Origin of the sequence: Agrococcus sp. HG114 (assembly GCF_024723325.1) — a bacterium.
In the GTDB taxonomy this organism is placed as follows: Bacteria; Actinomycetota; Actinomycetes; order Actinomycetales; family Microbacteriaceae; genus Agrococcus.
This window is the reverse complement of sequence record NZ_JANQCH010000028.1, coordinates 1-22,403: the sequence shown is the minus strand read 5'-3', so window position 1 is coordinate 22,403 and position 22,403 is coordinate 1. Positions and strand designations below refer to the sequence as shown.

The 22,403-nt window shown below is 73.2% G+C and carries 26 protein-coding genes; 20 read left to right on the top strand and 6 right to left on the bottom strand.

Annotation, left to right across the window (positions count from 1 at the left end):
* Positions 1–318, top strand: a 318-nt coding sequence (locus tag NWP09_RS04855; RefSeq protein WP_258274411.1) for a class I SAM-dependent methyltransferase, incomplete at its 5' end; no start/stop codon positions are given.
* On the opposite strand, the gene NWP09_RS04850 is transcribed toward NWP09_RS04855, so the two are convergent.
* Positions 293–1,129 (bottom strand): DNA-3-methyladenine glycosylase, encoded by an 837-nt coding sequence (locus NWP09_RS04850; RefSeq protein WP_258274410.1) that lies wholly within the window; start codon positions 1,127–1,129, stop codon positions 293–295. The genes NWP09_RS04855 and NWP09_RS04850 overlap by 26 nt on opposite strands.
* Positions 1,130–2,404 carry a TerC family protein gene (locus tag NWP09_RS04845; protein WP_309137103.1) on the bottom strand — a complete coding sequence of 425 codons (1,275 nt, stop codon included), beginning with the start codon at positions 2,402–2,404 and terminating at the stop codon, positions 1,130–1,132.
* A gap of 168 nt (positions 2,405–2,572) precedes the next feature.
* On the opposite strand from NWP09_RS04845, the gene ftsY reads away from it, so the two are divergent.
* On the top strand, positions 2,573–3,442 hold the full coding sequence (gene ftsY, locus NWP09_RS04840; protein WP_258274409.1) for a signal recognition particle-docking protein FtsY: 870 nt from the start codon (positions 2,573–2,575) through the stop codon (positions 3,440–3,442).
* A gap of 1 nt (position 3,443) precedes the next feature.
* On the opposite strand, the gene NWP09_RS04835 is transcribed toward ftsY, so the two are convergent.
* Positions 3,444–4,592 (bottom strand): AMP-binding protein, encoded by a 1,149-nt coding sequence (locus tag NWP09_RS04835; protein WP_258274408.1) that lies wholly within the window; start codon positions 4,590–4,592, stop codon positions 3,444–3,446.
* A gap of 123 nt (positions 4,593–4,715) precedes the next feature.
* Here NWP09_RS04835 and ffh point away from each other — a divergent pair, with 123 nt between their 5' ends.
* From ffh to NWP09_RS04805, 6 genes are all read left to right on the top strand, one after another.
* Positions 4,716–6,260: a signal recognition particle protein gene (gene ffh / locus NWP09_RS04830; protein ID WP_258274407.1), complete on the top strand. Its 1,545-nt coding sequence runs from the start codon at positions 4,716–4,718 to the stop codon at positions 6,258–6,260.
* A 116-nt stretch (positions 6,261–6,376) separates the two neighbouring features.
* Positions 6,377–7,327: an ABC transporter substrate-binding protein gene (locus NWP09_RS04825; RefSeq protein ID WP_258274406.1), complete on the top strand. Its 951-nt coding sequence runs from the start codon at positions 6,377–6,379 to the stop codon at positions 7,325–7,327.
* Positions 7,328–7,334: 7 nt separating this feature from the next.
* Positions 7,335–8,309, top strand: coding sequence for an ABC transporter permease (locus NWP09_RS04820; protein ID WP_258274405.1), 975 nt, complete (start codon positions 7,335–7,337; stop codon positions 8,307–8,309).
* Positions 8,302–9,312, top strand: a complete 1,011-nt coding sequence (locus NWP09_RS04815; protein WP_258274404.1) for an iron chelate uptake ABC transporter family permease subunit — start codon at positions 8,302–8,304, stop codon at positions 9,310–9,312. Before NWP09_RS04820 ends, NWP09_RS04815 begins: the two co-directional genes overlap by 8 nt.
* Positions 9,309–10,067 carry an ABC transporter ATP-binding protein gene (locus NWP09_RS04810; RefSeq protein ID WP_258274403.1) on the top strand — a complete coding sequence of 253 codons (759 nt, stop codon included), beginning with the start codon at positions 9,309–9,311 and terminating at the stop codon, positions 10,065–10,067. The genes NWP09_RS04815 and NWP09_RS04810 overlap by 4 nt, the downstream gene beginning before the upstream one ends.
* Before the next feature lie 31 nt (positions 10,068–10,098).
* Positions 10,099–10,758, top strand: coding sequence for an SDR family oxidoreductase (locus tag NWP09_RS04805; protein ID WP_258274402.1), 660 nt, complete (start codon positions 10,099–10,101; stop codon positions 10,756–10,758).
* Positions 10,759–11,092: 334 nt separating this feature from the next.
* On the opposite strand, the gene NWP09_RS04800 is transcribed toward NWP09_RS04805, so the two are convergent.
* On the bottom strand, positions 11,093–12,193 hold the full coding sequence (locus NWP09_RS04800) for a GNAT family N-acetyltransferase (RefSeq protein ID WP_258274401.1): 1,101 nt from the start codon (positions 12,191–12,193) through the stop codon (positions 11,093–11,095).
* A 38-nt stretch (positions 12,194–12,231) separates the two neighbouring features.
* Between NWP09_RS04800 and NWP09_RS04795 the strand changes: the two genes are divergently transcribed.
* Entirely contained in the window at positions 12,232–13,041 is an 810-nt protein-coding gene (locus NWP09_RS04795; RefSeq protein WP_258274400.1) for an LLM class F420-dependent oxidoreductase, read from the top strand.
* A gap of 15 nt (positions 13,042–13,056) precedes the next feature.
* Here the strand turns inward: NWP09_RS04795 and NWP09_RS04790 are convergent, their stop codons facing one another.
* Positions 13,057–14,151, bottom strand: a complete 1,095-nt coding sequence (locus tag NWP09_RS04790) for a glutamate--cysteine ligase (protein WP_258274399.1) — start codon at positions 14,149–14,151, stop codon at positions 13,057–13,059.
* Positions 14,152–14,335: 184 nt separating this feature from the next.
* On the opposite strand from NWP09_RS04790, the gene rpsP reads away from it, so the two are divergent.
* The 8 genes from rpsP to NWP09_RS04750 all read left to right on the top strand — a co-directional run bounded on the left by rpsP (position 14,336) and on the right by NWP09_RS04750 (position 19,184).
* Entirely contained in the window at positions 14,336–14,773 is a 438-nt protein-coding gene (gene rpsP, locus NWP09_RS04785) for a 30S ribosomal protein S16 (RefSeq protein WP_258274398.1), read from the top strand.
* 2 nt (positions 14,774–14,775) lie between these two features.
* Positions 14,776–15,012 carry an RNA-binding protein gene (locus NWP09_RS04780; protein WP_258274397.1) on the top strand — a complete coding sequence of 79 codons (237 nt, stop codon included), beginning with the start codon at positions 14,776–14,778 and terminating at the stop codon, positions 15,010–15,012.
* A 7-nt stretch (positions 15,013–15,019) separates the two neighbouring features.
* Positions 15,020–15,691, top strand: coding sequence for a ribosome maturation factor RimM (rimM, locus tag NWP09_RS04775; protein ID WP_258274396.1), 672 nt, complete (start codon positions 15,020–15,022; stop codon positions 15,689–15,691).
* A gap of 3 nt (positions 15,692–15,694) precedes the next feature.
* Entirely contained in the window at positions 15,695–16,399 is a 705-nt protein-coding gene (trmD, locus tag NWP09_RS04770; RefSeq protein ID WP_258274395.1) for a tRNA (guanosine(37)-N1)-methyltransferase TrmD, read from the top strand.
* Positions 16,400–16,450: 51 nt separating this feature from the next.
* Positions 16,451–17,086: a hypothetical protein gene (locus NWP09_RS04765; RefSeq protein WP_258274394.1), complete on the top strand. Its 636-nt coding sequence runs from the start codon at positions 16,451–16,453 to the stop codon at positions 17,084–17,086.
* Positions 17,087–17,288: 202 nt separating this feature from the next.
* Positions 17,289–17,639 carry a 50S ribosomal protein L19 gene (gene rplS, locus NWP09_RS04760; protein ID WP_258274393.1) on the top strand — a complete coding sequence of 117 codons (351 nt, stop codon included), beginning with the start codon at positions 17,289–17,291 and terminating at the stop codon, positions 17,637–17,639.
* A gap of 136 nt (positions 17,640–17,775) precedes the next feature.
* Positions 17,776–18,555: a signal peptidase I gene (gene lepB / locus NWP09_RS04755; protein ID WP_258274392.1), complete on the top strand. Its 780-nt coding sequence runs from the start codon at positions 17,776–17,778 to the stop codon at positions 18,553–18,555.
* Entirely contained in the window at positions 18,552–19,184 is a 633-nt protein-coding gene (locus NWP09_RS04750) for a ribonuclease HII (protein WP_258274391.1), read from the top strand. Before lepB ends, NWP09_RS04750 begins: the two co-directional genes overlap by 4 nt.
* Here NWP09_RS04750 and NWP09_RS04745 read toward each other — a convergent pair whose 3' ends face one another.
* The gene (locus tag NWP09_RS04745) at positions 19,185–21,014 is read right to left on the bottom strand and encodes a VWA domain-containing protein (RefSeq protein WP_258274390.1); all 1,830 of its coding nucleotides are present in this window, start codon (positions 21,012–21,014) and stop codon (positions 19,185–19,187) included.
* Positions 21,015–21,168: 154 nt separating this feature from the next.
* On the opposite strand from NWP09_RS04745, the gene NWP09_RS04740 reads away from it, so the two are divergent.
* The 3 genes from NWP09_RS04740 to NWP09_RS04730 form a co-directional block, all read left to right on the top strand.
* Complete coding sequence (locus NWP09_RS04740) at positions 21,169–21,492, top strand: DUF2469 domain-containing protein (protein WP_258274389.1); 324 nt, start codon at positions 21,169–21,171, stop codon at positions 21,490–21,492.
* A gap of 93 nt (positions 21,493–21,585) precedes the next feature.
* Complete coding sequence (locus tag NWP09_RS04735; protein WP_258274388.1) at positions 21,586–21,939, top strand: YraN family protein; 354 nt, start codon at positions 21,586–21,588, stop codon at positions 21,937–21,939.
* On the top strand, positions 21,936–22,403 hold a 468-nt coding region (locus NWP09_RS04730), incomplete at its 3' end, for a magnesium chelatase domain-containing protein (protein WP_309137102.1). The genes NWP09_RS04735 and NWP09_RS04730, both read left to right, overlap by 4 nt.

Sequence of the window (22,403 nt, the reverse complement as noted above, 5' to 3'; positions counted from 1 at the left end):
GCGTCGGCGCGCGCGACCGCCGCCGCGAACGGCGTCGCCGAGCGCGTCGAGGTGCGGCAGGCCGACGGGCTCGAGGGCGTGCCCGACGCGAGCGCGGGCCTCATCCTGCTCAACCCGCCGTTCCACATCGGCGCCGCCGTGCACACCGGCATCGCGGAGCGGCTCATCGCCGACGCCGGCCGCGCGCTCGCGCCCGGCGGCGAGCTGTGGTGCGTGTGGAACAGCCACCTCGGCTACCGCCCGGCGCTCGACCGCGTCGGCAGCACGCGTCAGGTGAGCCGCAACCCGAAGTTCACGGTGACGGCGACGCGGCGCTGACAGGCGCGGCGGCCGGCGCCGGCGCCGCGGCCGCCCAGCAGCGCAGCATGAGCGCCGAGCGGTGGCCCGCGCAGTCCGCCGCGAGCGCCGGGAGGTCGTCGACGCCGAGCATGCGCGCGCCCTTCCGCACCGCGACGTCGCCGAGCAGCAGCACGTCGGGGTCGCCGAGGCGCAGCGAGAGGTAGCCGACCGTCCAGGGCCCGATGCCCTTGAGCGCCTGCAGCCGCGCGCGCATCTCGGCGAGGTCGGATGCGGGGGAGACGTCGATCTCGCCCGTCGCGACCGCCTCGGCGGCCCGGCGCACGGCGCCGGTCTTCGCGGCTGGGCCGCGCAGCACGTCGGCGCCCTCGGCGACCTGCGCCATCGTCGGGAAGCGGCGCTCGATCCCCTCGCCGGCGAGCGCCGCCGGCAGCTCGTCGCCGAGCGCCGCGAGCAGCGTCAGCTGCTGCGTCGCCGCCGCGACCGTGATCTGCTGCCCGACGATCGCGCGCACGAGCATCTCGTGCGCGTCCGCGCAGCCGGGCTGCGCGAGGGCGGGAACGGCAACGATCGCGGCGGCGAGCGCGGGCACGCCGTGCCGACCCGCCGCCCACGTGAGGCGCTCGTCGGCTGCGTGCCGCGCAGTCGCCCCATCGACGTCGAACAGCCGCGCGAGGTCGGGATCGGTCGTGATCGCCGCATCATCGAGGACGCGCGCCGTCGCCACGCGCGGGCCGGGGAGCGCGCGCCGGTAGCCGTCGAGGGAGACGACCTCGACGCCGGGCACCGCGCGCGGCCTGAGCCACGCGAGGATGCCCGGCGCCCCGGTCACTCAGATGTTCCGGTCGTCGCGCTCGTCGAACTCGCGGCCCTCGCGGATGCGGCGGCGCAGCTCCTCGAGGTCCTCCTCGGCCATGTCCTCCCGGGCCGCCTCGCGCACGACGTCGGCCGAGAAGTCGGCGACGGGCGCCTCCTTGCCCTCGGCGTCGACCACGGTGAGCGTGCCGGCCTCGTTGTGCTGCACCCGCAGGGGGCGGTAGAACGTCGTGCCCATCGCGTCGACGATGTGGTAGTGCCCGTCGGCGCCCAGCTCGGCCTCGGACGGGCCGATGTGGAGCGAGGTGTCGCCCGTCTTCGCGCCCACGACGCGGATGCGGATGAGCGAGGCGACCGTCGCGATGACCATCGAGGCGAGGATGACCACGAGCGAGTGCCACGTCTCGATGTGCGGCACCCATGCGATCGGCTCGCCGCCGTTGAGGAAGGGCAGCTCGTTGACCTCCATCGCGTGGAAGACGAGCTTCACGCCGATGAACCCGAGGATCGCCGCGATGCCGTAGTGCAGGTAGACGAGCCGGTCGAGCAGGCCGCCGAGCAGGAAGTACAGCTGGCGCAGGCCCATGAGCGCGAAGATGTTGCACGCGAAGACGAGGAACGGGTCGGTCGTCACCGAGAAGATCGCGGGGATCGAGTCGATCGCGAACAGCAGGTCGGTCGTGCCGAGCGCGATGATCACCATGAGGAACGGCGTGAGGTACGTGACGCCGTTCGAGGTGAGGCGGATCTTGCCGCCGTTCCACGTGTCGGTGAAGTTGAAGCGCTTCTTGAGCATGCGGACGAAGAAGTTGTCCTTCTCGCCCGCGTCGTCGTCGTCGTGGCCGAACGCCTGCTGCCACGCGACGTAGACGAGGTAGGCGCCGAAGATGTAGAAGACCCACGAGAACGACTCGATGATCTGCACGCCGACGAGGATGAAGATGCCGCGCAGCACGATCGCGATGAGGATGCCGATCATGAGCACCCGCTGCTGCATCTCCTTCGGCACCGCGAAGCGGCTGAGGATGATGATGAAGACGAACAGGTTGTCGATCGACAGCGAGTACTCGAGCAGCCAGCCGGTGACGAACTCGCCCGCCTTCACCGGCTCGCCCGAGATGAAGAGCACGCCGGCGAACACGAGCGCGAGCGCGACGTAGAGCACGACCCAGCCGGTCGCCTCCTTCATCGACGGCACGTGCGGCCGCTTCACGACGATGAGCAGGTCGAAGACGAGGATGGCGACGAGCACGGCCATCGAGGCGATCTCGAAGATCTGGTACGGAGTCAAGGGCAGCGCCTCTCAGTGGGTACGGGGAACGGCGCGAACGTCTCTCCCGCGCGGATCGCGCCGCCGCGACCGGGCGCCCCAGGGCACCGTGATGACGGCCGCGGCGTGACGGGATACTCCCCTTCGCCAGGGGACGAGTCTAGCGGGCGGGCCGCCTAGCATGGGGCCATGGCAGCGAAGTGGTCTCTCACCGGCGCCCTCAGGGGCATGTTCCAGCGCGAGACGATCACCGAGGAGACGTGGGACGACCTCGAGACGGCGCTCATCACCGCGGACTTCGGCCCCGACATCACGGAGCAGCTCGTCGAGGCGCTGCGCGCCGACGTCGAGCGGCTCATGGTGGATGACCCGAAGGACCTGCGCCGGATGCTGCGGGAGCGCCTCGAGGAGCGCTTCGCCGAGTTCGACCCGACCCTCTCGCTCAAGGAGCGCCCGGCCGTCATCCTCGTCGTGGGCGTCAACGGGGTGGGGAAGACCACGACGATCGGCAAGCTCGCCCGCTTCCTCGTCCGGAACGGCCAGTCGGTCGTCGTCGGTGCCGCGGACACCTTCCGCGCCGCCGCGGTCGAGCAGCTCGCGACGTGGGCTCAGCGCGCGGGGAGCGCGATCGTGCGCCCCGAGCGCGAGGGCCAGGACCCGGCATCCGTCGCCTTTCAGACCGTCGAGGCGGCGAAGGTGCACGGGCACGCGATGTGCATCATCGACACCGCGGGCCGCCTGCACACGAAGGGCGGGCTCATGGACGAGCTCGGCAAGATCAAGCGCGTCATCGAGAAGCAGTCGCCGATCGCCGAGGTGCTGCTCGTGCTCGACGCGACGACCGGCCAGAACGGCGTCAACCAGGCGATGGCGTTCATCGAGTCGGCCGGCATCACGGGGCTCGTCGTCACGAAGCTCGACGGCAGCGCGAAGGGCGGCTTCATCCTCGCGGTGCAGGAGCGCACGGGCATCCCGATCAAGCTCATCGGGCAGGGCGAGGGCATCGACGACCTCACGGGCTTCACGCCGCACGTGTTCGTCGAGCAGCTCGTCGGCTGAGCTAGTCCGCGGTGTCGGGCTTCGTGAGCGGCCCGACGATCGTGAGCCGGCCCTCCTCGATGCGGGCCTGGTCCTCGGTGATCACGGTCGCGTGCGCGCCGCGCACCCACAGCAGGCCGCTCGCGTCGCCCGAGCCCTTGTGGCCGACGATGCCGAACTCGCTGCCGGGCAGGCTCACGCCGACGGTGCCCGGGTGCTGCGACAGGAGCTCGGGCGTCGCCATCGCGATCGTGCCGGTCTGCACCGTGCCGTAGGCGGTCAGCACGATCGGCCCCCATGTCGCGTGCACCCGTCGCACGAGGTCGGCGTCGAGGTCCTGGCCGGCGAGCAGGATGCGGCGCAGGCGGGGCGGCGCCTCGCCTGAGCGCTCGAGCTCGTCGAGGATGCCGGTGATCTGTCCCGGCGAGGCGGAGAGCACCGAGACGAAGCGCTCGTGGATGATGCGGATGCGCTCGGCCGCTGGCGTGTGCGCGGCGCTCACGAGCGTCGCGCCGGTGAGCAGCGCCATGCCGAGCAGCTGCAGCCCCTTCCCGCGGTGCAGCGGCGCGCACGCGAGGATGACGTCGGTGCCCTCGACGCCGAGGCGGTCGTGCAGCCCGGCGAGCTGCCGCAGCCCCTGGACGCCCATCGCGCCCTGCACGTGCGTCGTGATGGTGCCGGCCGACGAGAGGGCGGGCAGCACGAGGCGCACGCGACGCCGCGTGCTCGCGAGCCCCGAGCCGTAGGAGCTCGACCACTCGAGCACCTCGTCGGCCGTCGCCGTGGGACCGGAGTGCCACGCGGGCGCCTCGCCGTCGTGCACGAGGAGCGCCTCGGCAGGCACCGCGCCGCGCAGCTCGTCGAGCACGCGCGGGCTGATCGGCATCACGTCGAGGCCGAGCCGCGAGGCCGCGAGCAGGGCGATCGGCATCGCGGCGCCGCTGCACGCGACGACCACCGGCAGCGGCCTGCGGTCGAGCGGCCCGAGGTACAGCACCGCTGCGACCCCCTCGGCGGCCCTCCAGAGCTCACCGAAGGTCGCGCTCCAGCCGTCGACGACGAGAGCGAGCTGATCGCGGCGCACGCGCGCGGAGTGCTCGGCGAGCGCGGTGATCGTGAACCCGTGCTCGCGCACGCTCCTGCCGAGCGAGCGGCCGTGGCTCGGCGGCATGCCTCGAAGGCGCATCGGTTCCCCTCCCGCAGTCGGCGCGGTCGCAGCACCCAGCATGCCAGGCCGGTCGGCGCCCCGCGGAAGACGCGGCGACCGGGGGACGGACGGTAGACTCGGCCCACCATGGCTGCGTTCGGCTCACTCTCCACTCGGCTCACCGAGACCCTCGCCAAGCTCCGCACGAAGGGCAAGCTCTCGGCGGCCGACGTCGACGGCACGGTCCGCGAGATCCGGCGGGCGCTGCTCGACGCCGACGTCGCGCTCGACGTCGTCAAGTCGTTCACCGCCGCCGTGCGCGAGCGCGCGCTCGGCGCCGAGGTGTCGGATGCGCTGAACCCGGCCCAGCAGGTCGTCAAGATCGTGAACGACGAGCTCATCGCGATCCTCGGCGGCGACAGCCGCCGGCTGGAACTGGCGAAGACGCCGCCGACCGTCATCATGCTCGCGGGCCTCCAGGGCGCCGGCAAGACGACGCTCGCGGGCAAGCTCGCGAAGCACCTCGCGGGCCAGGGGCACACGCCCCTGCTCGTCGCGAGCGACCTCCAGCGCCCGAACGCCGTCACGCAGCTGCAGGTCGTCGGCGGCCAGGCGGGCGTGCCGGTCTTCGCGCCCGAGCCCGGCAACGGCGTCGGCGACCCGGTGCGCGTGGCGCGCGACGGCGTCGCCGAGGCGAAGCGCAAGCAGCACGACATCGTCATCGTCGACACCGCCGGCCGCCTCGGCGTCGACGCCGAGATGATGCAGCAGGCGGCGAACATCCGGAAGGCCGTCCAGCCTGACGAGGTGCTGTTCGTCATCGACGCGATGATCGGTCAGGACGCGGTCGCGACCGCGAAGGCGTTCCAGGAGGGCGTCGACTTCACCGGCGTCGTCCTGACGAAGCTCGACGGCGACGCGCGAGGCGGCGCCGCGCTCTCGATCCGCGGCCTCACGGGCAAGCCCATCCTCTTCGCCTCGACGGGCGAGACGCTCGACGACTTCGAGCCGTTCCACCCCGACCGCATGGCGAGCCGCATCCTCGACCTCGGCGACATCCTCACCCTCATCGAGCAGGCGCAGAAGGCGTTCGACGAGGAGGAGGCGCACCGCCTCGCCGAGGCGATCGCGACCGACGGCTTCACGCTCGAGGACTTCCTCAAGCAGATGCAGCAGCTGCGCAAGGCCGGCAACTTCAAGCAGATGCTCGGCATGCTGCCGGGCGCGAAGGGCATGCGCGAGGCGATCGACTCGTTCGACGAGCGCGAGCTCGTGCGCACGGAGGCGATCATCCAGTCGATGACGCCGCAGGAGCGCAAGCAGTCGAAGATCCTGAACGGCTCCCGCCGCCTGCGCATCGCGAAGGGCGCGGGCGTGACCGTCACCGACGTCAACCAGCTCATCGCGCGCTTCGACCAGGCGGCGAAGATGATGAAGACCGTGGCGAAGGGCGGCGTGCCCAACATGCCCGGCATGGGGCCGCTGCCCCCCGGCATGCGCGCGCCCAAGAAGGGCGGCAAGCCGCAGGGCAAGCAGCTGAAGCGCTCGGGCAACCCGGCCAAGCGCACGGAGCAGCCCATGTCGCAGGCCGAGCCCGGCAGCGCGTTCGGCAAGCCCAAGGCGGACGGCGCGTTCGGGCAGCTCTCGGGCGCGGAGCAGGAGACGCTCCAGCGCATGCTCGGCAACCGCTGACGCGACAGCGCGAGGAACCGGCCGCGTTGCACGCGCACGCGCGCTGAAGTTAGGCTTGCCTTACCGAGCGCGCCGACGCGCCGCGGATCCCCCTCTTCCCGAAACGGAGCCCCTCCATGTCGCGTGCCCTCCGCACGTCCATCGCGGCCGCCGCCGCAGTCGCGCTGCTCGCAGGCTGCAGCGCCACCGCCGCGCCCGCTGAGCAGTCCGCCGCCGCGGAGACCGTCACGGTGCCGTCGAACCTCGGCGAGGTCGACGTGGCGGTGCTGCCCGAGCGCGTCGCCGTGCTCGACAACACGGCGATGGAGACGCTGCTCGAGTGGGGGATCACGCCCGTGGCGCTGCCGGAGCAGCTCGTGGCCCCGGACCGCTTCGCCGAGTGGGTCGAGGACGACAGCATCCTCGATGTGGGCACGCACCGCGAGCCGGACTTCGAGGCGCTCGCCGAGTCGGCGCCCGACCTCATCCTCGGCGGGTACCGCTTCGCCGAGTACACCGACGAGCTGCAGGCCATCGCCCCGACGATCGACATCGCGGCGAGCCCCGAGCACGAGGGCGGCTACGTCGAGTCGCTCCGCGAGCAGACCCAGTCGCTCGGCGCCATCTTCGAGCGCGAGGACGACGCGGCCGCGATCGTCGCCGAGCTCGACGCCGCGGTCGCGGCGGCGACGGAGGCCGCGACGGGCAAGACGGTCTTCCTCGGCGTCGTGAACGGCGGCAAGCTCGACAACGGCGCAGAGCGGCTCTCCCGCATGGCCGAGCCGATCGGCATGACCGACGTGTTCGCCGGCGATGCGGGCGACATCCACCAGGACTCGGGCCTCGCGCCCGAGACCATCGCGCAGGCCGACCCCGACTGGGTGATCGTGCTGGACCGCGACGCCGCCGCCGGCGCCGCCGACGCGCAGCCGGCGAAGCAGGTGATCGAGGCGAACCCCGCGCTGGCCGGCACCCGCTTCGTGCAGCAGGGCAGCATCGTCTACCTCGAGGACGACTTCTACCGCACGGAGGGCGCGCAGGCCTACACGCGCGCGTTCGACCAGATCGCCCAGGCGATGGCCGACTGACCTCCCGGTGACCGTCAGGAGCGCACGCGAGCGCCGGCTGCTGCCGGCGCTCGCTGGCGCGACCGCGCTCCTCGTGGTCGCGTCGCTCCTCGTGGGCGGCTTCGAGCTCTCCCTCACGGGCGTCCTCACCGACCCCGCGCAGCGCGAGATGCTGCTCGTCTCGCGCGTGCCCCGGACGCTCGCGCTCGTCTTCGCCGGGGTCGCGATGAGCGTCTCGGGCGTCGTGATGCAGCTCCTGACGCAGAACCGCTTCGTCGAGCCCACGACGGCTGGCACGACGCAGTGGGCCGGGCTCGGCATGCTCGCGATCCTCATCGCGTGGCCCGACGCCCCCATCCTCGTGCGCATGGTGTTCGCCACCGCCGCGGCGTTCGCCGGCACGCTCGTGTTCCTCGCGATGCTCCGGCGCGTGCGCACGCGCGGCCCGCTCATCGTGCCGCTCGTCGGCATCATGCTCGGTGCGATCGTCGGCGGCATCACGCAGTTCCTCGCCGCTCGCACGGATCTGCTCCAGTCGATGGCGGCGTGGAGCTCGGGCGGCTTCAGCGGCATCGTGCAGGGCTTCTACGAGCCGCTGTGGGCGGCGGCGCTCGTCGCCGTGGTCGTCTGGATCATGGCCGACCGCTTCACCATCGCCGGCCTCGGCGAGGGCATCGCCACCAACCTCGGCGTCGACTACCGCCTCATCACGCTCGTCGGCGTCTCGGGCGTCGCGCTGTGCTCGGGCGTGACGAGCGTCGTCGTCGGCTTCATCCCGTTCCTCGGCCTCGTGGTGCCGAACGTCATGCGGCTCGTGCTCGGCGACGACCTGCGCCGCAGCCTCCCGTGGATCGCGATCGCGGGCGTCGCGCTCCTGCTCGCGTGCGACCTCATCGGCCGCACGGTCGTCGCGCCCATGGAGATCCCCGCATCCGTGATCATGGGCGCGGTCGGCGCGGTCGCCTTCGTCGGCCTGCTGCTGCAGGGGAGGCAGCGTGCCTGACGCCATGACCGCCGCCGCGGCCAGCCCCGTCGTCGCTTCCGCGCGAGCCTCGGCCCGCCCCCTCATGCGCCTCGCGCTCGTCTGGGCGCTCGCGCTCGCGGCGATCGTCGCGGTGCTCCTCGTCGACGTGCGCGGTCCGCTCGAGCTCGCGCTGCCGCGGCGGGCGACGCTCGTCGGCGGCATCCTGGTCGCATCGTTCGCGCACGCCGTCGCGACCGTGATCTTCCACACCGTCACGTCGAACCGCATCCTCACCCCGTCGATCATCGGCTTCGACTCGATGTACACGCTCATGCAGACGCTCACCGTGTTCGCCTTCGGCGGCTCGGCGATCGCGGCGACCGACGGCCTGCCGAAGCTCATCGCGCAGACGGCGCTCATGGTGGTCGCGGCCACCGCGCTGTACACGTGGCTGCTCGATCGCGCCGGGGGCGGGGTGCTCACGCTCCTGCTCGTCGGCGTCGTGATCGGCCTCGCGTTCGACTCCGTCTCGGCGTTCCTGCAGCGCATCCTCTCGCCGACCGACTACGACCTCCTCAGCCTCGAGCTGTTCGGGCGGCTGTCGTCGGTGCAGCCCGACCACCTGCCGCTCGCGTTCGGCGTGTGCGCCGCGGTGGGCGCGGTGGTGTGGATGCGCCGGCGGCGCCTCGACGTCGTCCTCCTCGGGCGCGACGGGGCCACGGCCCTCGGCGTCGACCACCGCAGGGAGCTCATCGTCGCGCTCGTGTGCGTGTCGGTGCTCGTCGCGTTCGCGACGGCGCTCGCCGGGCCGATGACGTTCTTCGGGTTCCTCGTCGCGACGCTCGCGTACCGGCTCGCCGGCTCGCACCAGCACGCGTTCGTGCTCCCGATGGCCGTCGGGCTCGGGGTGCTCGCGCTCGCGGGCGCGCAGCTGATCATGCGGCACGTGTTCGACGCCGCCGGGCTCGTCACCGTCATCATCGAAGTCGTCGGCGGCGTGGTGTTCCTCGCGCTGCTGCTGGGCCGGAGGAGGCCGAAGTGATCGCGATCGAGCAGGTCTCGAAGCGCTACGCCGAGCACGTGGTGCTCGGCCCCGTCTCGAGCGAGGTGCCCGCGGGCGGCATCACGGCGCTCGTCGGCCCGAACGGCGCGGGGAAGTCGACCCTCCTGTCGGTCATCGGGCGCCTGCTCGACCCCACGGCCGGCACGGTGCGCGTGCTCGGCCACGACGTGCAGACGACGAAGTCGGCGGACCTCGCGCGCATCGTGTCGATCCTGCGGCAGGAGAACCGCATCGAGGCGCGCCTGACGGTGCGCGAGCTCGTCGCGTTCGGCCGCTTCCCCTGGTCGGCGGGCAGGCTCACGTTCGGCGATCAGCAGCACATCGACCGGGCCATCCGCTTCCTCCACCTCGAGGACCTCGCCGACCGCCAGCTCGACGCCCTCTCGGGCGGCCAGCGGCAGCGCGCGTTCGTCGCCATGGTGCTCGCGCAGGACACCGAGGTCGTGCTCCTCGACGAGCCGCTCGCGAGCCTCGACCCCAAGCACGCGGTCGCGATGATGCGCGAGCTGCGCGCGGCCGCCGACGAGCTCGGCCGCACCGTCGTGATCGTGCTGCACGATCTCAACATGGCGGCGGCCTTCGCCGACCGCATCCTCGCCCTCAAGGACGGGCGGATCTGCGTCGCGGGCACGGTCGACGAGGTCATGCAGGACGCGGTGCTCGAGCGGGTGTTCGACACGCCCGTGCGCGTGCACCGCATCGACGACCGGCCGTTCGCGGTCTTCACGCCCTGACCGTCCCAGCCGCCTCGCGTACCGTGGCGGCATGGCACGCATCATCGTCCTCGGCGGTCACGGCAAGGTGGCGCTCCTCGCGGAGTCCATGCTCGTCGAGGCCGGCCACCCCGTGCGCGCGGTCATCCGCAACCCGGACCACGCGTCGGAGGTCGCCGCGACCGGCGCCGAGCCGGTCGTCGCCGACCTCGAGCGGCTCGACCAGCCCGGGATCGACCAGCTCGTGCACGGCTTCGACGTCGTGGTGTGGTCGGCGGGTGCGGGCGGCGGCAGCCCCGAGCGGACGCGCGCCGTCGACCACGACGCGGCGCTCCGGGTCGTGGATGCGGTCACGCGCTCGGGCGCGCGGCTCGTGATGGTCTCGTACTTCGGATCGCGCCGCGACCACGGCGTGCCGCCGGACGACCCGTTCTTCGCGTACGCCGAGGCGAAGTCGCTCGTCGACGAGGCGATCCGCGACTCCGGCGCCGACTGGGTCATCCTCGCGCCGTCGACGCTCACCCTCGACGACGAGACGGGCATCGAGCTCGACGTGCCGGAGGGCTCGGTGCGCTCGGGGACGATCCCGCGCGCGACGGTCGCGCGGCTCATCGCAGAGACGGTCGCGCACCCGGCGGTGCGCGGCCTCACCATCCGCTGCAACGGCGGCGAGACGCCGGTGCGGCAGGCGCTCGGTTCCCTCCCGAGCTGACCGCGGCCACCCGCCCCCGCCCCTTTCCCGCGCCTGAGCGGTCATTCCAGCGACTGAGCGGTCAGTCCGGCGCCTGAGCGGTCAGTCCGGCGCGTGAGCGGTCACTCCTGTGGCTGAGTGGTCACTCCGGTGCGTGAGTGGTCACTCCGGTGCGTGCGTGGTCGCTCCGGTGGCTGAGTGGTCACTCGCGTCCACAAGAGATCGCGCGGGGCCCGAGTGACCGCTCGATCGCGGGAGTGACCGCTCGATCGCGGGAGTGACCGCTCGATCGCGGGAGTGACCGCTCGATCGCGGGAGTGACCACTCGGATGCGGGACGCGGCGCTCGTACCGGGCTACAGCTCGATGCTGTACATGCGCGAGCCGTGCTCCTTCACGTAGCCGAGGCTCGCGTAGAGGCCGTGCGCGCCGCTCGGGTTCTCGGTGTCGACGTCGAGCACCGCCGCGTCCATGCCGGCGTCCTCGAACGAGCGCATGCTCGCGGCGAGCGCGGCGAGCGCCGCCTTCCGGCCGCGGTACGCGCGCCGCGTGCCGAGCACGTCCGTGTAGCCGAACGTGTAGCCGCGCACGGGGAAGTCCGCCTCGTAGCGGCTGTTGAGCGCGTACGCGACCACGAGCGGCGCCCCGGCCCGGAGCGCGTCGGCCGTGGACGCATCCGTCGACGCGTCGGCGAGGAGCGCCTCGACGTCGGGCGCGTCGTCGACGACGACGTGCGACCACTCGGGCGCGAACTCGCTCCGGCCGCTCCGCCACTGCTCGATCGTCTGCGGCTCGCTGCCCCAGTGGTCGCGGAAGGCGTCGTTGTGCGCGAGGCGCGCCGGGTCGTCGAGCTCGTCCGAGAACGGCACGAGCCGAAGCGACCCGGTGAGCCGCACCTCCGGCACGGGCGGGGCGCCCGCGCCGAGCGGCCGCTTGAGGTCGGCGAAGAAGCGCCGCGCCTCGAAGCCCGCGCGCTCGAACAGGCGGTGGCGCGCGGTGTCGGTGTCCTCCGCGAACGCGGCGATGCGCGCGGGCAGCTCCTTGCCCGACGCAGCGAGCAGCTGCCGAGCGCGGGCGACCTGCCACGCGAGCAGCTCGCGGCCGATGCCCTCGCCGCGACGCTCGGGGTGCACGCCGCCGAACACGAACGCGCGCACGGTCGTGGAGTCGCCGGGCATCGTCCTGACGAAGCCCGCCGCGCGCAGGGCGCCGTCGGCGCCGAAGCCGAGCATCGACTGGCTCGCGAGGTCGACCCACGGAGCCGTCAGCTCGTCGCGCACCTCGTCGACCGTCTCGCGGAACGGCAGGCGATCGGCCTCGGCCATCGCGTTGTTCAGCGCCGTGACGCGCTCGGCGTCGTCGACGGTCGCCGCGCGCCACGACAGGCGTCCCGCGGTGAGCGGAGGCAGGGCGGCGGGCGCGGCGGCGCGCTCGGCGATCGGCGGGAGGTCGGGCACCCGCCCAGCGTAGGCGGCGGCGGCCATAGGGTCGAGCCATGAACGAGCGACCCACGAGGATCGGCGTGCAGCTCGCGCCGCAGCACGTCACGATGCAGCAGACGATCGACGCGGCCCGCCGCCTGGAGGACATGGGCGTCGACGCGGTGTTCGGCTGGGACCACTTCTTCCCGCTCTCGGGCGATCCCGACGGCCCGCACTTCGAGGCGACGGCGCAGCTCGCGGCGTGGGCGGTCGCGACCGAGCGCGTGCAGCTCGGACCGCTCGTGTTCTGCAACTCGTACCGCAACCCCGACCTGCTCGCCGACGTCGCCCGCACGATCGACCACATCTCGGGCGGCCGCTTCATCTTCGGCATCGGGTCCGGATGGTTCGAGCGCGACTACGAGGAGTACGGCTACGACTTCGGCACGGTCGGGTCGCGACTCGACGCGCTCGCCGACTCCCTCCCGCGCATCCGTCGCCGCTGGGAGCTGCTGAACCCGCCGCCCGTCGGGCCGATGCCGATCCTCATCGGCGGCAAGGGCGAGCAGAAGACGCTGCGCCTCGTCGCCCGGCATGCCGACATCTGGCACTCGTTCGTGGGTCCGGACGAGCTCACGGCGAAGCTCGAGGTGCTCCGCCGGCACTGCGACGCGATCGGCCGTGACATCGCCGAGATCGAGATCTCGAACGGCGCGACGGTGCGGCACGACCACGGCCGGCTCGGCCTCGATCGGCTCGACGCGCTCCACGAGCGGGGGATGCGCCTGGTCACGGTGCCGCTGTCGGGCGACGACACCGCAGACGGGTACGACCTCGAGCGCGTGACGCAGTACCTCGAGTGGCGCGACGGGAAGAACGCCTGACGAGAACCCGGGAGGCTACGCCCTGAGCGCCTCGATGAGCTCGTTCAGCACCGCGCGCGTCCCGCCGCGCGCGAACGCCGCCCGCTGCTGCGCGGCGGAGCCGCCGCGCTCGAGCACGGTCGTGACCGCGGCGAGGGAGCGCTCCGCCCCGAGGTCCGCCGCGATCGGCGCGAGCCGCTCGACCGCCTCGCCGATCGCGTCGCGCACCGGCTGCTCGTTGCCGAGCACGTCGACGATCGCCGTCGCGTCGAGGCCGTCGCGCGCCGCGCGCCACTTGTTCTCGCGGGTGAGCCACGACGGCAGGTGCGGCGATTGGCGGCCGTCGTCGAGCGCGCGCGACGCCTCCTCGATGAGGCAGTGCGTCAGTGCGGTCACGGCGGCGAGGTCGTCGATCGACGGCGCGCCGTCGGCGATGCGGACCTCGAGCGTGCCGAGCGCGGGGGAGGGGCGCACGTCCCAGCGCAGCTCCGCGGGCTCCTCGAGCACGCCCGCGCGCAGCATGTCGGCGAGCGTGCGCTCGTACTCGCGCCAGCTCTGCAGCATCGGCGGCAGCCCGCCGGTCGGCAGCTGCTGGAACAGCAGCGTGCGGTGCGACGCGAACCCCGTGTCCCCGCCCTGCCAGAACGGGCTCGACGCCGAGAGCGACAGGATGAGCGGCAGCTGGTCGAGCGCCGCGCGCAGCAGCGGCACGACCTTCGCGCGCTCCTCGACGCCGACGTGGTTGTGGACGCCGAAGATGATGAGGCGGCGCCCCCAGTCGCCGGCCTTCCGGATCAGCCGCTGGTAGCGCGGGTCGTCGCCCTGCTCCTGGTCGCGCCACAGGCTCGTCGGGTGGGTGCCGGTGCCCACGAGCGCCACCCCGATGCGGTCGGCGGCCTCCACGGCCGTGTCGCGCATCCGCCGCAGCTCGTCGATCGCCCCGTCCGTCGTGCGGTGCACCCCCGTGATGAGCTCGACCATGCTGGTCAGGAACTCCTTGTCGAAGCGCGGGTCGGCGATCGCTCCGAGCAGCTCCTTCGCGCGCGGCACCATCTCGCACGTGCCGGGATCGACGACCGCGAGCTCCCACTCGACGCCGAGCGTCGAGCGCGCCGACTGCGCGAAATCCATGGAGCGAGCGTATGCCCGCGCACCTGAGTGCCGCGGGTCGCCGCCCGATGTGCCAGAATGGGGGGTCGAGCACGCGTCCCGACCCTCTACTCCGGCGCGCGAGGCTCACCCCAGCTCTACGGGTCGCGCATCACCCACGTGCGCAGGCCGCGGTGCAACCACGAGAGAACAAAGCAGGAGAACTGTGGCAGTCAAGATCCGTCTGAAGCGCTTCGGCAAGATCCGCGCGCCCTACTACCGCGTCGTCGTCGCCGACTCGCGCACCAAGCGCGACGGTCGCGTCATCGAGGAGATCGGGAAGTACCACCCGACCGAGAACCCCTCGCTCATCGAGATCGACAGCGAGCGCGCGCTCTACTGGCTCGGCGTCGGCGCGCAGCCGACCGAGCAGGTCGCCGCGCTCCTGAAGCTCACGGGCGACTGGGGCAAGCACACGGGCGAGGGCTCGACCGAGAACCAGGTCAAGCAGCCCGAGGGCAAGCAGGCGTTCGTCGCCGACGAGGCGAAGAAGCCGGTGCTCAAGCCGAAGGCCGAGAAGCCCGCCGAGGCGCCCGCCGCCGAGGCCGCCGAGACCGAGACCCCCGCCGAGGCTGACGCCGCGGCCGAGTCGACCGAGTCCTGAGCATGCTGCGCGAGGCTCTCGAGCACCTCGTCAAGGGGATCGTCGATCGCCCGGACGAGGTGCGCGTCGGCGCGCGCGACACGCAGCGCGGCGAGGTCCTCGAGGTGCGCGTGCACCCCGAGGACCTCGGCCGCGTCATCGGGCGCGGCGGTCGCACCGCCGGCGCCCTGCGCACCGTGATCGGTGCGCTCCCCGGAGGACGCCGCGTCCGCGTGGACGTGGTGGACACCGATCGCTAGGCCCGCCGTGCCGGCCCGCACCCAGCTGCGCGTCGGACGGCTCTCCAGGGCCCACGGGCTCAAGGGCGCGATCAAGGTTGAGCTCTACACCGACGACCCCGGCCGCCGGTTCGTGCCGGGCGCGCGCTTCGCGCTGCAGGTGCCCACGTCGTCGAAGTGGCACGGCAAGTCGCTCGAGCTCGTCGAGCTGCGCGTCTACAACGGCAGCCCCGTCGCCTTCTTCAAGGGCGTCGAGGACCGCACGGAGGCGGAGAGCCTCGTGAAGGCCGTGCTGTGGGTCGAGCAGGACGCCACCGAGCTGCCCGCCGAGCCCGACGCGTGGTACGTGCACCAGCTCGCGGGCCTCGAGGTGCACCGCGACGGCGAGCGCATCGGCCGCGTCGTGCGCGTCGACGCGATGCCCGGCCAGGACATGCTCATCATCGAGCGCGCGGGCGAAGAGGTCATGGTGCCCTTCGTCAAGGCGATCGTGCCCGAGGTCGACCTGCGCGCCGGCCGCATCGTGATCACGCCGCCGCCGGGCCTGCTCGAGGAGCTCGAGGGTGATGACGTGCCCGAGGTTGCCGGCGCGTCCGCGAGCGACGCCTCCGCGCCCGGCGCCGACGACGCCTCCGCGCCCGAGGCCGACGACGCATCCGCCCCCGACACCGCGGAGCCCGGCGCCGACGAGCGGGCCTAGCGCGTGCGCATCGACATCGTCACGATCTTCCCCGAGTTCTTCGGCGTGCTCGACGTGTCGCTCCTCGGCCGCGCGCGGCGCGAGCAGCTGCTCGACCTGCACGTGCACGACCTGCGCGACCACACCCACGACCGGCACCGCACCGTCGACGACACGCCCTACGGCGGCGGCGCCGGCATGGTCATGCGCCCCGAGCCGTGGGGCGAGGCGTTCGACGCGCTGCTCGGCGAGGGCGAGGCGGATGCGGTGGTCGTCTTCCCGACGCCGGCGGGAGTGCCGTTCACCCAGGCGCTCGCGCGCGAGCTCGCGCACGAGCCGCGGCTCGTCTTCGCGTGCGGTCGCTACGAGGGCATCGACGCGCGGGTCGCCGAGCACGTCGCCACGCGCGCGCGCGTGCTCGAGGTGAGCCTCGGCGACTACGTGCTGAACGGCGGCGAGGTCGCGGCGATGGCGATGATCGAGGCGATCGGGCGGCTCGTGCCCGGCGTCGTCGGCAACCCCGACTCGCTCGTCGAGGAGAGCCACGAGGACGGGCTGCTCGAGCACCCCTCGTACACGAAGCCCGCCGTGTGGCGCGGCCTCGCGGTGCCCGAGGTGCTGCGCGGCGGCAACCACGCGGCGGTCGCCGCGTGGCGGCGCGAGCAGGCGCTCGAGCGCACGCGCCGGGTGCGGCCCGACCTGCTGCCGGGCGACGCGGGCGACCGCTAGCCCTCAGCGAACACCGGGGCGCCCGCGAGGCGCGGGCGCTAGATTCGACCCATGGCCAGCACCGCGTCCTCCCGCTCGCGCGCGACGTCCTCCGGGGCGCCGCGGCACTGGGCGCTGCGCGCGTTCTTCTGGGCGATGATCGGCGCGATCGTCGTGCTCCCGGTGTGGATCATGTTCGGCCGTGCCCTCGCGGGAGCGCCGCTCGGCGACGCGCTGCTGCTGCAGGCGTTCCTGGGCCCCGGGCTCGCGATCCTCATCGGCGCGGTCGTCGGCATGACGCTCGCGCGCAAGGAGGTGCGCCGGGCGCGCGCCGTGCGGCCGCGCGACGTGCGGCTGCTGGGGCCGTGGCTGCTCGTGATCGCACTGCTCGGGTTCACGGTCGTCGACACCGCGGGCGGTCGCACCGGGAGCGCGCTCACCGCGTGGTTCGGCGACGGCTGGCTCACGGCGTCGCAGTCGTTCACCGCGATCGGCATCATGGCGACGATCATCGGCGGCGTCGTGCTCTTCTGGCTGCAGCTCGTCGAGCTGGGCCGCGAGACGCGCGCCCGCGTCGAGCGCGCCGTCACCGACCTGCAGGCGCCGCTGCTCGAGCAGCAGGCGCGGCGCGTCGACGCGACGTTCGAGCGGGTCGAGGGACCGCAGTCGGGCCGCGTCATCGGGCTCGAGGGCGACGAGCGCCGCTGAGGCCTTCGCGCCGACGCGGCGGCGGATGCGCCGGGCCGGTCGCGCTGGCGCCGCGCCCGCGCGTGTGGCAGGATGGTCCTTCGGTGCCACGCACGGCCTTCCGCCCTCGCGCGGCCTCTGCCACAGGGGAGAGAGCACGGGCACCGCATCCCAGAACCCGAGACGCGGCCGACCTGTGGCGGCTGCAGAGAGCGATACCGCCATGCACATCCTCGACAAGGTCGACGCAGCCAGCCTCCGCACCGACGTCCCCGACTTCCGCCCCGGCGACACCGTCAAGGTGCACGTCAACATCATCGAGGGCTCGCGCTCGCGCGTCCAGATCTTCCAGGGCATCGTCATCGGCCGCTCGGGCCACGGCGTGCGCGAGACCTTCACGGTCCGCAAGGTCTCGTTCCAGGTGGGCGTCGAGCGCACCTTCCCGGTGCACTCGCCGGTGATCGACAAGATCGAGATCGTCAGCCGCGGTGACGTCCGCCGCGCGAAGCTCTACTACCTCCGCGGCCTGCGCGGCAAGGCTGCGAAGATCCGCGAGAAGCGCGACTTCTCCTGATCGACCGCGAAGCGGGGCCGGCGTCGCCGGCCCCGCTTCGTCGCGTCCGTCACGCAATCGTGACCTGCCGCACCGGGGCGTCCGCCCGCCCCGGGCATCCGCGCGCATCTAGGATTGGCGAGGCGAAAGGGCACGCATGACGGACACGGTCGAGACCGGCGAGAGCCGCGCCGACGGCCCGTCGCGGCGCCGCGGGGCGCTGCTGTTCGCTCGCGACATCGTGGTGATCTTCCTCGTCGCGCTGCTGATCTCGTTCCTCGTCAAGACGTTCCTCATCCGGCCGTTCTGGATCCCCTCCGAGTCCATGAACGACACCCTGCAGGTCGACGACCGCATCATCGTGAGCCTGCTCACGCCGACCGTCGTGCCCGTGGACCACGGCGAGATCGTGGTGTTCGAGGATCCGGGCGGCTGGCTCCCCGAGCCCGTCCCCGAGCCCGACGACGGGCCGCTCCTCGCCGCGATCGACTGGTTCCTGACCTTCGTGGGCCTCGCCCCCGAGGACGACCACGGCTACCTCATCAAGCGCGTCATCGGCCTGCCGGGCGACCGCGTGCAGTGCTGCAACGACTTCGGGCAGCTGCTCGTCAACGGCACCCCGCTCGACGAGCCGTACCTGCGCCTCGACGCGCCCGGTCAGCCGGCGAGCATGCTCGACTTCGACGTCACCGTGCCCGAGGGGCACGTGTGGGTCATGGGCGACAACCGCAACCACTCGGGCGACTCCCGGGCCCACATCGACGCGCCGGGCGGCGGCTTCGTGCCGATGCAGTCGATCGTCGGCCGCGCGATCGTGGTCTCGTGGCCGCTCGACCGCTGGACCTGGCTCGACGACTACCCGTCGACCTTCGTGGGCGTCGAGCCGCAGGGCACCGCTCCCGCGCGCGTCGCCGGCGAGGCGGTGCCGTCGGCATGACCGTCGTCGAGCCGACGCTCGACCTCGAGCGCGAGCTGTGGGCGGATGCGCCGCTCGTCATCGGCATGGACGAGGTCGGCCGCGGCGCCCTCGCGGGCCCCGTGAGCGTCGGCGCGCTCGCGCTCGGCGAGGACTGCGGGCCGCATCCCGAGCACCTGCGCGACTCGAAGACGATGACGGCGCTGCGGCGCACCGCGACCGAGCCGCTCGTGCGCTCGTGGGGCGTGAGCGCCGTCGGGCACGCCTCGAACGACGAGATCGACCGCTACGGCATCCAGGCCGCGCTCGGGCTCGCGGGGCGCCGCGCGCTCGTCGCCCTCCACGCGCTCGGCGTGCACGTGCCCAGCGCCGCGATCCTGCTCGACGGCACCCACGACTGGCTCGCGCCGGCGCTGCGGGTGCCCGTGCGCACGGTGCTGCGCGCGAAGGCCGACCGCGACTGCGCGTCCGTCTCGGGCGCCGCCCTCGTCGCGAAGGTCGAGCGCGACGCGCGGATGGTCGAGGCGCACGACCGCCACCTCGGCTACGGGTGGGCGTCGAACAAGGGCTACGGCTCCGCCGAGCACCTCGCGGCGATCGCCGAGCTCGGGCCGACCGCGCTCCACCGGCGCACCTGGCTGCACCGCTGATCAGCGGTCGAACGACCGCCGTCCGCGCCGCTGGTAGAGCCACACCGCGAGCGCGATGAGCGCGATGAGCACGAGGCCGATCGCGAAGAGCGTCCCGACGAGCGACCACGGCACTGCCGCGAGATCGGCCTGCGGCGCGGCTGCCGAGCCCTGCTCCTGCTCCTCGGCGGGCGCGGCGCCCGAGAGGTCGGGGACGCCGACGGTGTCGCCGACCACCTCGATCGTCACGACGAGGCGCGACGGGCTCGTGCCCGCGTCCGCGCCGAAGCCGACCGCGACGATGTGCTCGCCCTCCATGACGGCGCGGCGCACGAGTCCCGGGTTGGCGTCGAACGCCACCGGGCTCGTCGTCGCCGCCACCGCCGCGCCCGGCTCCGGCAGCGACTGCGACCACCGCGTGCCGTCGGCCGCGGTCGCGAGCAGCGCCGCGACGTCGGCGCCGACGGGGTCGAGCACCTGCAGGATGCCCCACGCGCTCGGCGGAGCCGGGAGCTGCGGGTCGAGCCGGGCCTGCACGCGCACCGACTGCCCCCAGTCGGCCTGCACGCGGAAGAACTGGAACTCGTTCGGGAGCATCTCGGTCGTGTACGACCCGGGCTCGACGAGCGGCGCGTCGTTGAGGCTCGAGCCGCCCACGACGGCCCCTGCCGCACCGTCGGGCTCGAGCGCGAGCGACCAGCCGCGCTCCGCATCCGTCGGGAGCGGGAGGACCGCGAGGTTCGCGGGCCACGGGTGCTCGGCGATCCGGATCTCGAACGCGACGGGCGCCGCCGGCGGCTCGGTCGCATCGAGGGTGAGCAGCAGGTCGTCAGCGGTCGCGCACGGATGCTGCGGCGAGCCCTCGGCTGCCGAGAGGCGGCCCGTGAACATCGAGAAGCGGTCGTCGCTGAGCGCGGTGATCGTCGTGGTGTCGCACGGCTGGCCGTCCGCCGTCGTGAGTGACGCATCCACCGTCAGGCTGCCGTCGTGCGGCAGGCGCCCGGCGATCCCGACGTGCACGACCGAGCCCGGTGTGCCGCGGTGCACGAGGTACCGCAGCGGGTTGACGCCCGTGCCGAGCTCGTCGACGTACTGCGTGCCCGGTGCGAGCGCGGGGGCGCCCTCGGCGTCCGCCGCGCCGACGACGGGCTCGCCGACGACGTCGAACGGGCGGAACGCGCGGTCGGAGAGGCGCTCGAGCGCGTGCTGGAGGCTCGCGGCCTCCGACACGTCGAGGTAGTCGCCGCGGCCGCGATCGGCGATGCACTGCAGCTGCTGGCGGGCGGATGCGTCGACGTCGAAGCCGATGACGTCGATGCGCATGCGGATGTCGTTCGCCGCGATCTCGGCCGCGACGACGCACGGGTCGGGCTCGCAGTTCGCGATGCCGTCGGAGACGAGCAGGATGGCGCGCTGGCCGGTCGAGCCCAGGTCCTGGTCGGCCTGCTGCAGCGCGTAGCCGATGGGCGTCTCGCCGAACGGCGCGATGCCGTCGATCGCCGACTGCAGCGCCGCGCGGTTGTCGGCCGCGATCGGCACGAGCAGCTCGGAGTCGGTGCACGCGCCGGGGGAGGACTGCCCGACGACGCTCGCGCCGAAGACGCGGAGCCCCACGCGGTTGCTCGAGGGGATGCTGCCGATCACGACGTCCATCGCCGACTGCGCGGCCGCCATGCGCGACGTGCCGTCGGAGGTCGGCTCCGCCATCGAGCCGGAGGCGTCGAGCACCATCACGAGACCGCCGTCGGCGCCGGACGTCGTGGACGTGGCGGAGGCGGGCTGGGGTGCAAGCCCACCCGTGACGAGCGCGAGCGCGGCGGCCAGCGCGAGCGCCGCCAGGGTCCGCCGCATGCCTGCTCCGATCGTGCAAAGTTGCCTGGCTCGAATCTACGCCGCCGAGGCTGAGGACGCCCACCTGCTCGCCTCAGCATCTGCGAAGCGCCAGCCTGCGCCGCCGGCTCGCGGCGGGGCGGTGCTGGTCGCGCGGTGGCCATAGGATGGGGAGGTGGAACCCGAGGACATCGAGGACTACGACCGCGAGGTCGAGCTGGCCCTCTTCAAGGAGTACCGCGACGTCGTCGGCATGTTCAAGCACGTCGTCGAGACCGAGCGGCGGTTCTACCTCGCGAACGACGTGAAGGTCACGCGCCACGACGCCGGCACCGACTTCTACTTCGAGCTCGAGCTCACCGACGTGTGGGTGTGGGACATCTACCGCTCCGACCGCTTCATCAAGTCGGCGCGCGTGCTGACGTTCAAGGACGTCAACGTCGAGGAGCTCGCCACGCGCGACCTCGAGCTGCCGAAGGACCTCGCGATCGAGGAGTGACCGGCGCGGGCTCGAGCCCGCGCCCCGCCCGGTTCTCCACAGCGCCGCGCTCCGCCGTCCCGCGCCGGCCGGCGCATCCGCTTTCCTGCCCGCATGCGGGCGAAGGATCAGCTGGGGCTCGACGGCGAGGCCGCCGCGAGCGTGCACCTCGAGCGGGCGGGCATGCGCATCGTCGACCGGCGGTGGCGGTGCCCCCACGGCGAGCTCGACATCATCGCCGCCGACGGCGACACGCTCGTGTTCGTCGAGGTGAAGACGCGCCGCGGGCTCGAGTACGGCCACCCCTTCGAGGCGATCACGCCCGACAAGGTGCGGCGGCTGCGCACGCTCGCCGGCGTCTGGCTCGCCGCCAACCGGCACCGCGGGCCGATCCGCATGGACGCCGTCGCGGTCATCGCGCCGCGGGACGGGCGCTGGCGCGTCGAGCACCTGCGGGGCATCGAGTGAGCGGGTTCGGCAGCGCGGCGTGCGTCGCGCTGCAGGGCCTTGCGGGGGTGGGCGTGCGCATCGAGGTGCACGCGTCGAGCGGGCTCCCGCGCGTGCACATCGTCGGGCTGCCCGACCGCGCCGTGCAGCAGGCGCAGCACCGCACGTGGAGCGCGATCGCTCGCGCCGGCCTCACCGCGCCGCACGGCAAGACCGTCATCAACCTCACCCCCGCGTCGCTGCCGAAGGCCGGCACGCACTTCGACCTCGCGATGGCGATCGCGGTGCTCCGCGCGATGCTCGTCGTGCCGCCGGACGACGGCGAGACGGCGCTGCTCGGCGAGCTCGGCCTCGACGGCCGGCTGCGGCCCGTGGCCGGCACGCTCCCGCTCGTGCGCGCCGCCGCGGAGGCGGGCATGCGACGCGTCGTCGTGCCGTCCGCCTCGGTCGAGGAGGCCTCGCTCGTCGCGGGCGTGCGCGTGCTC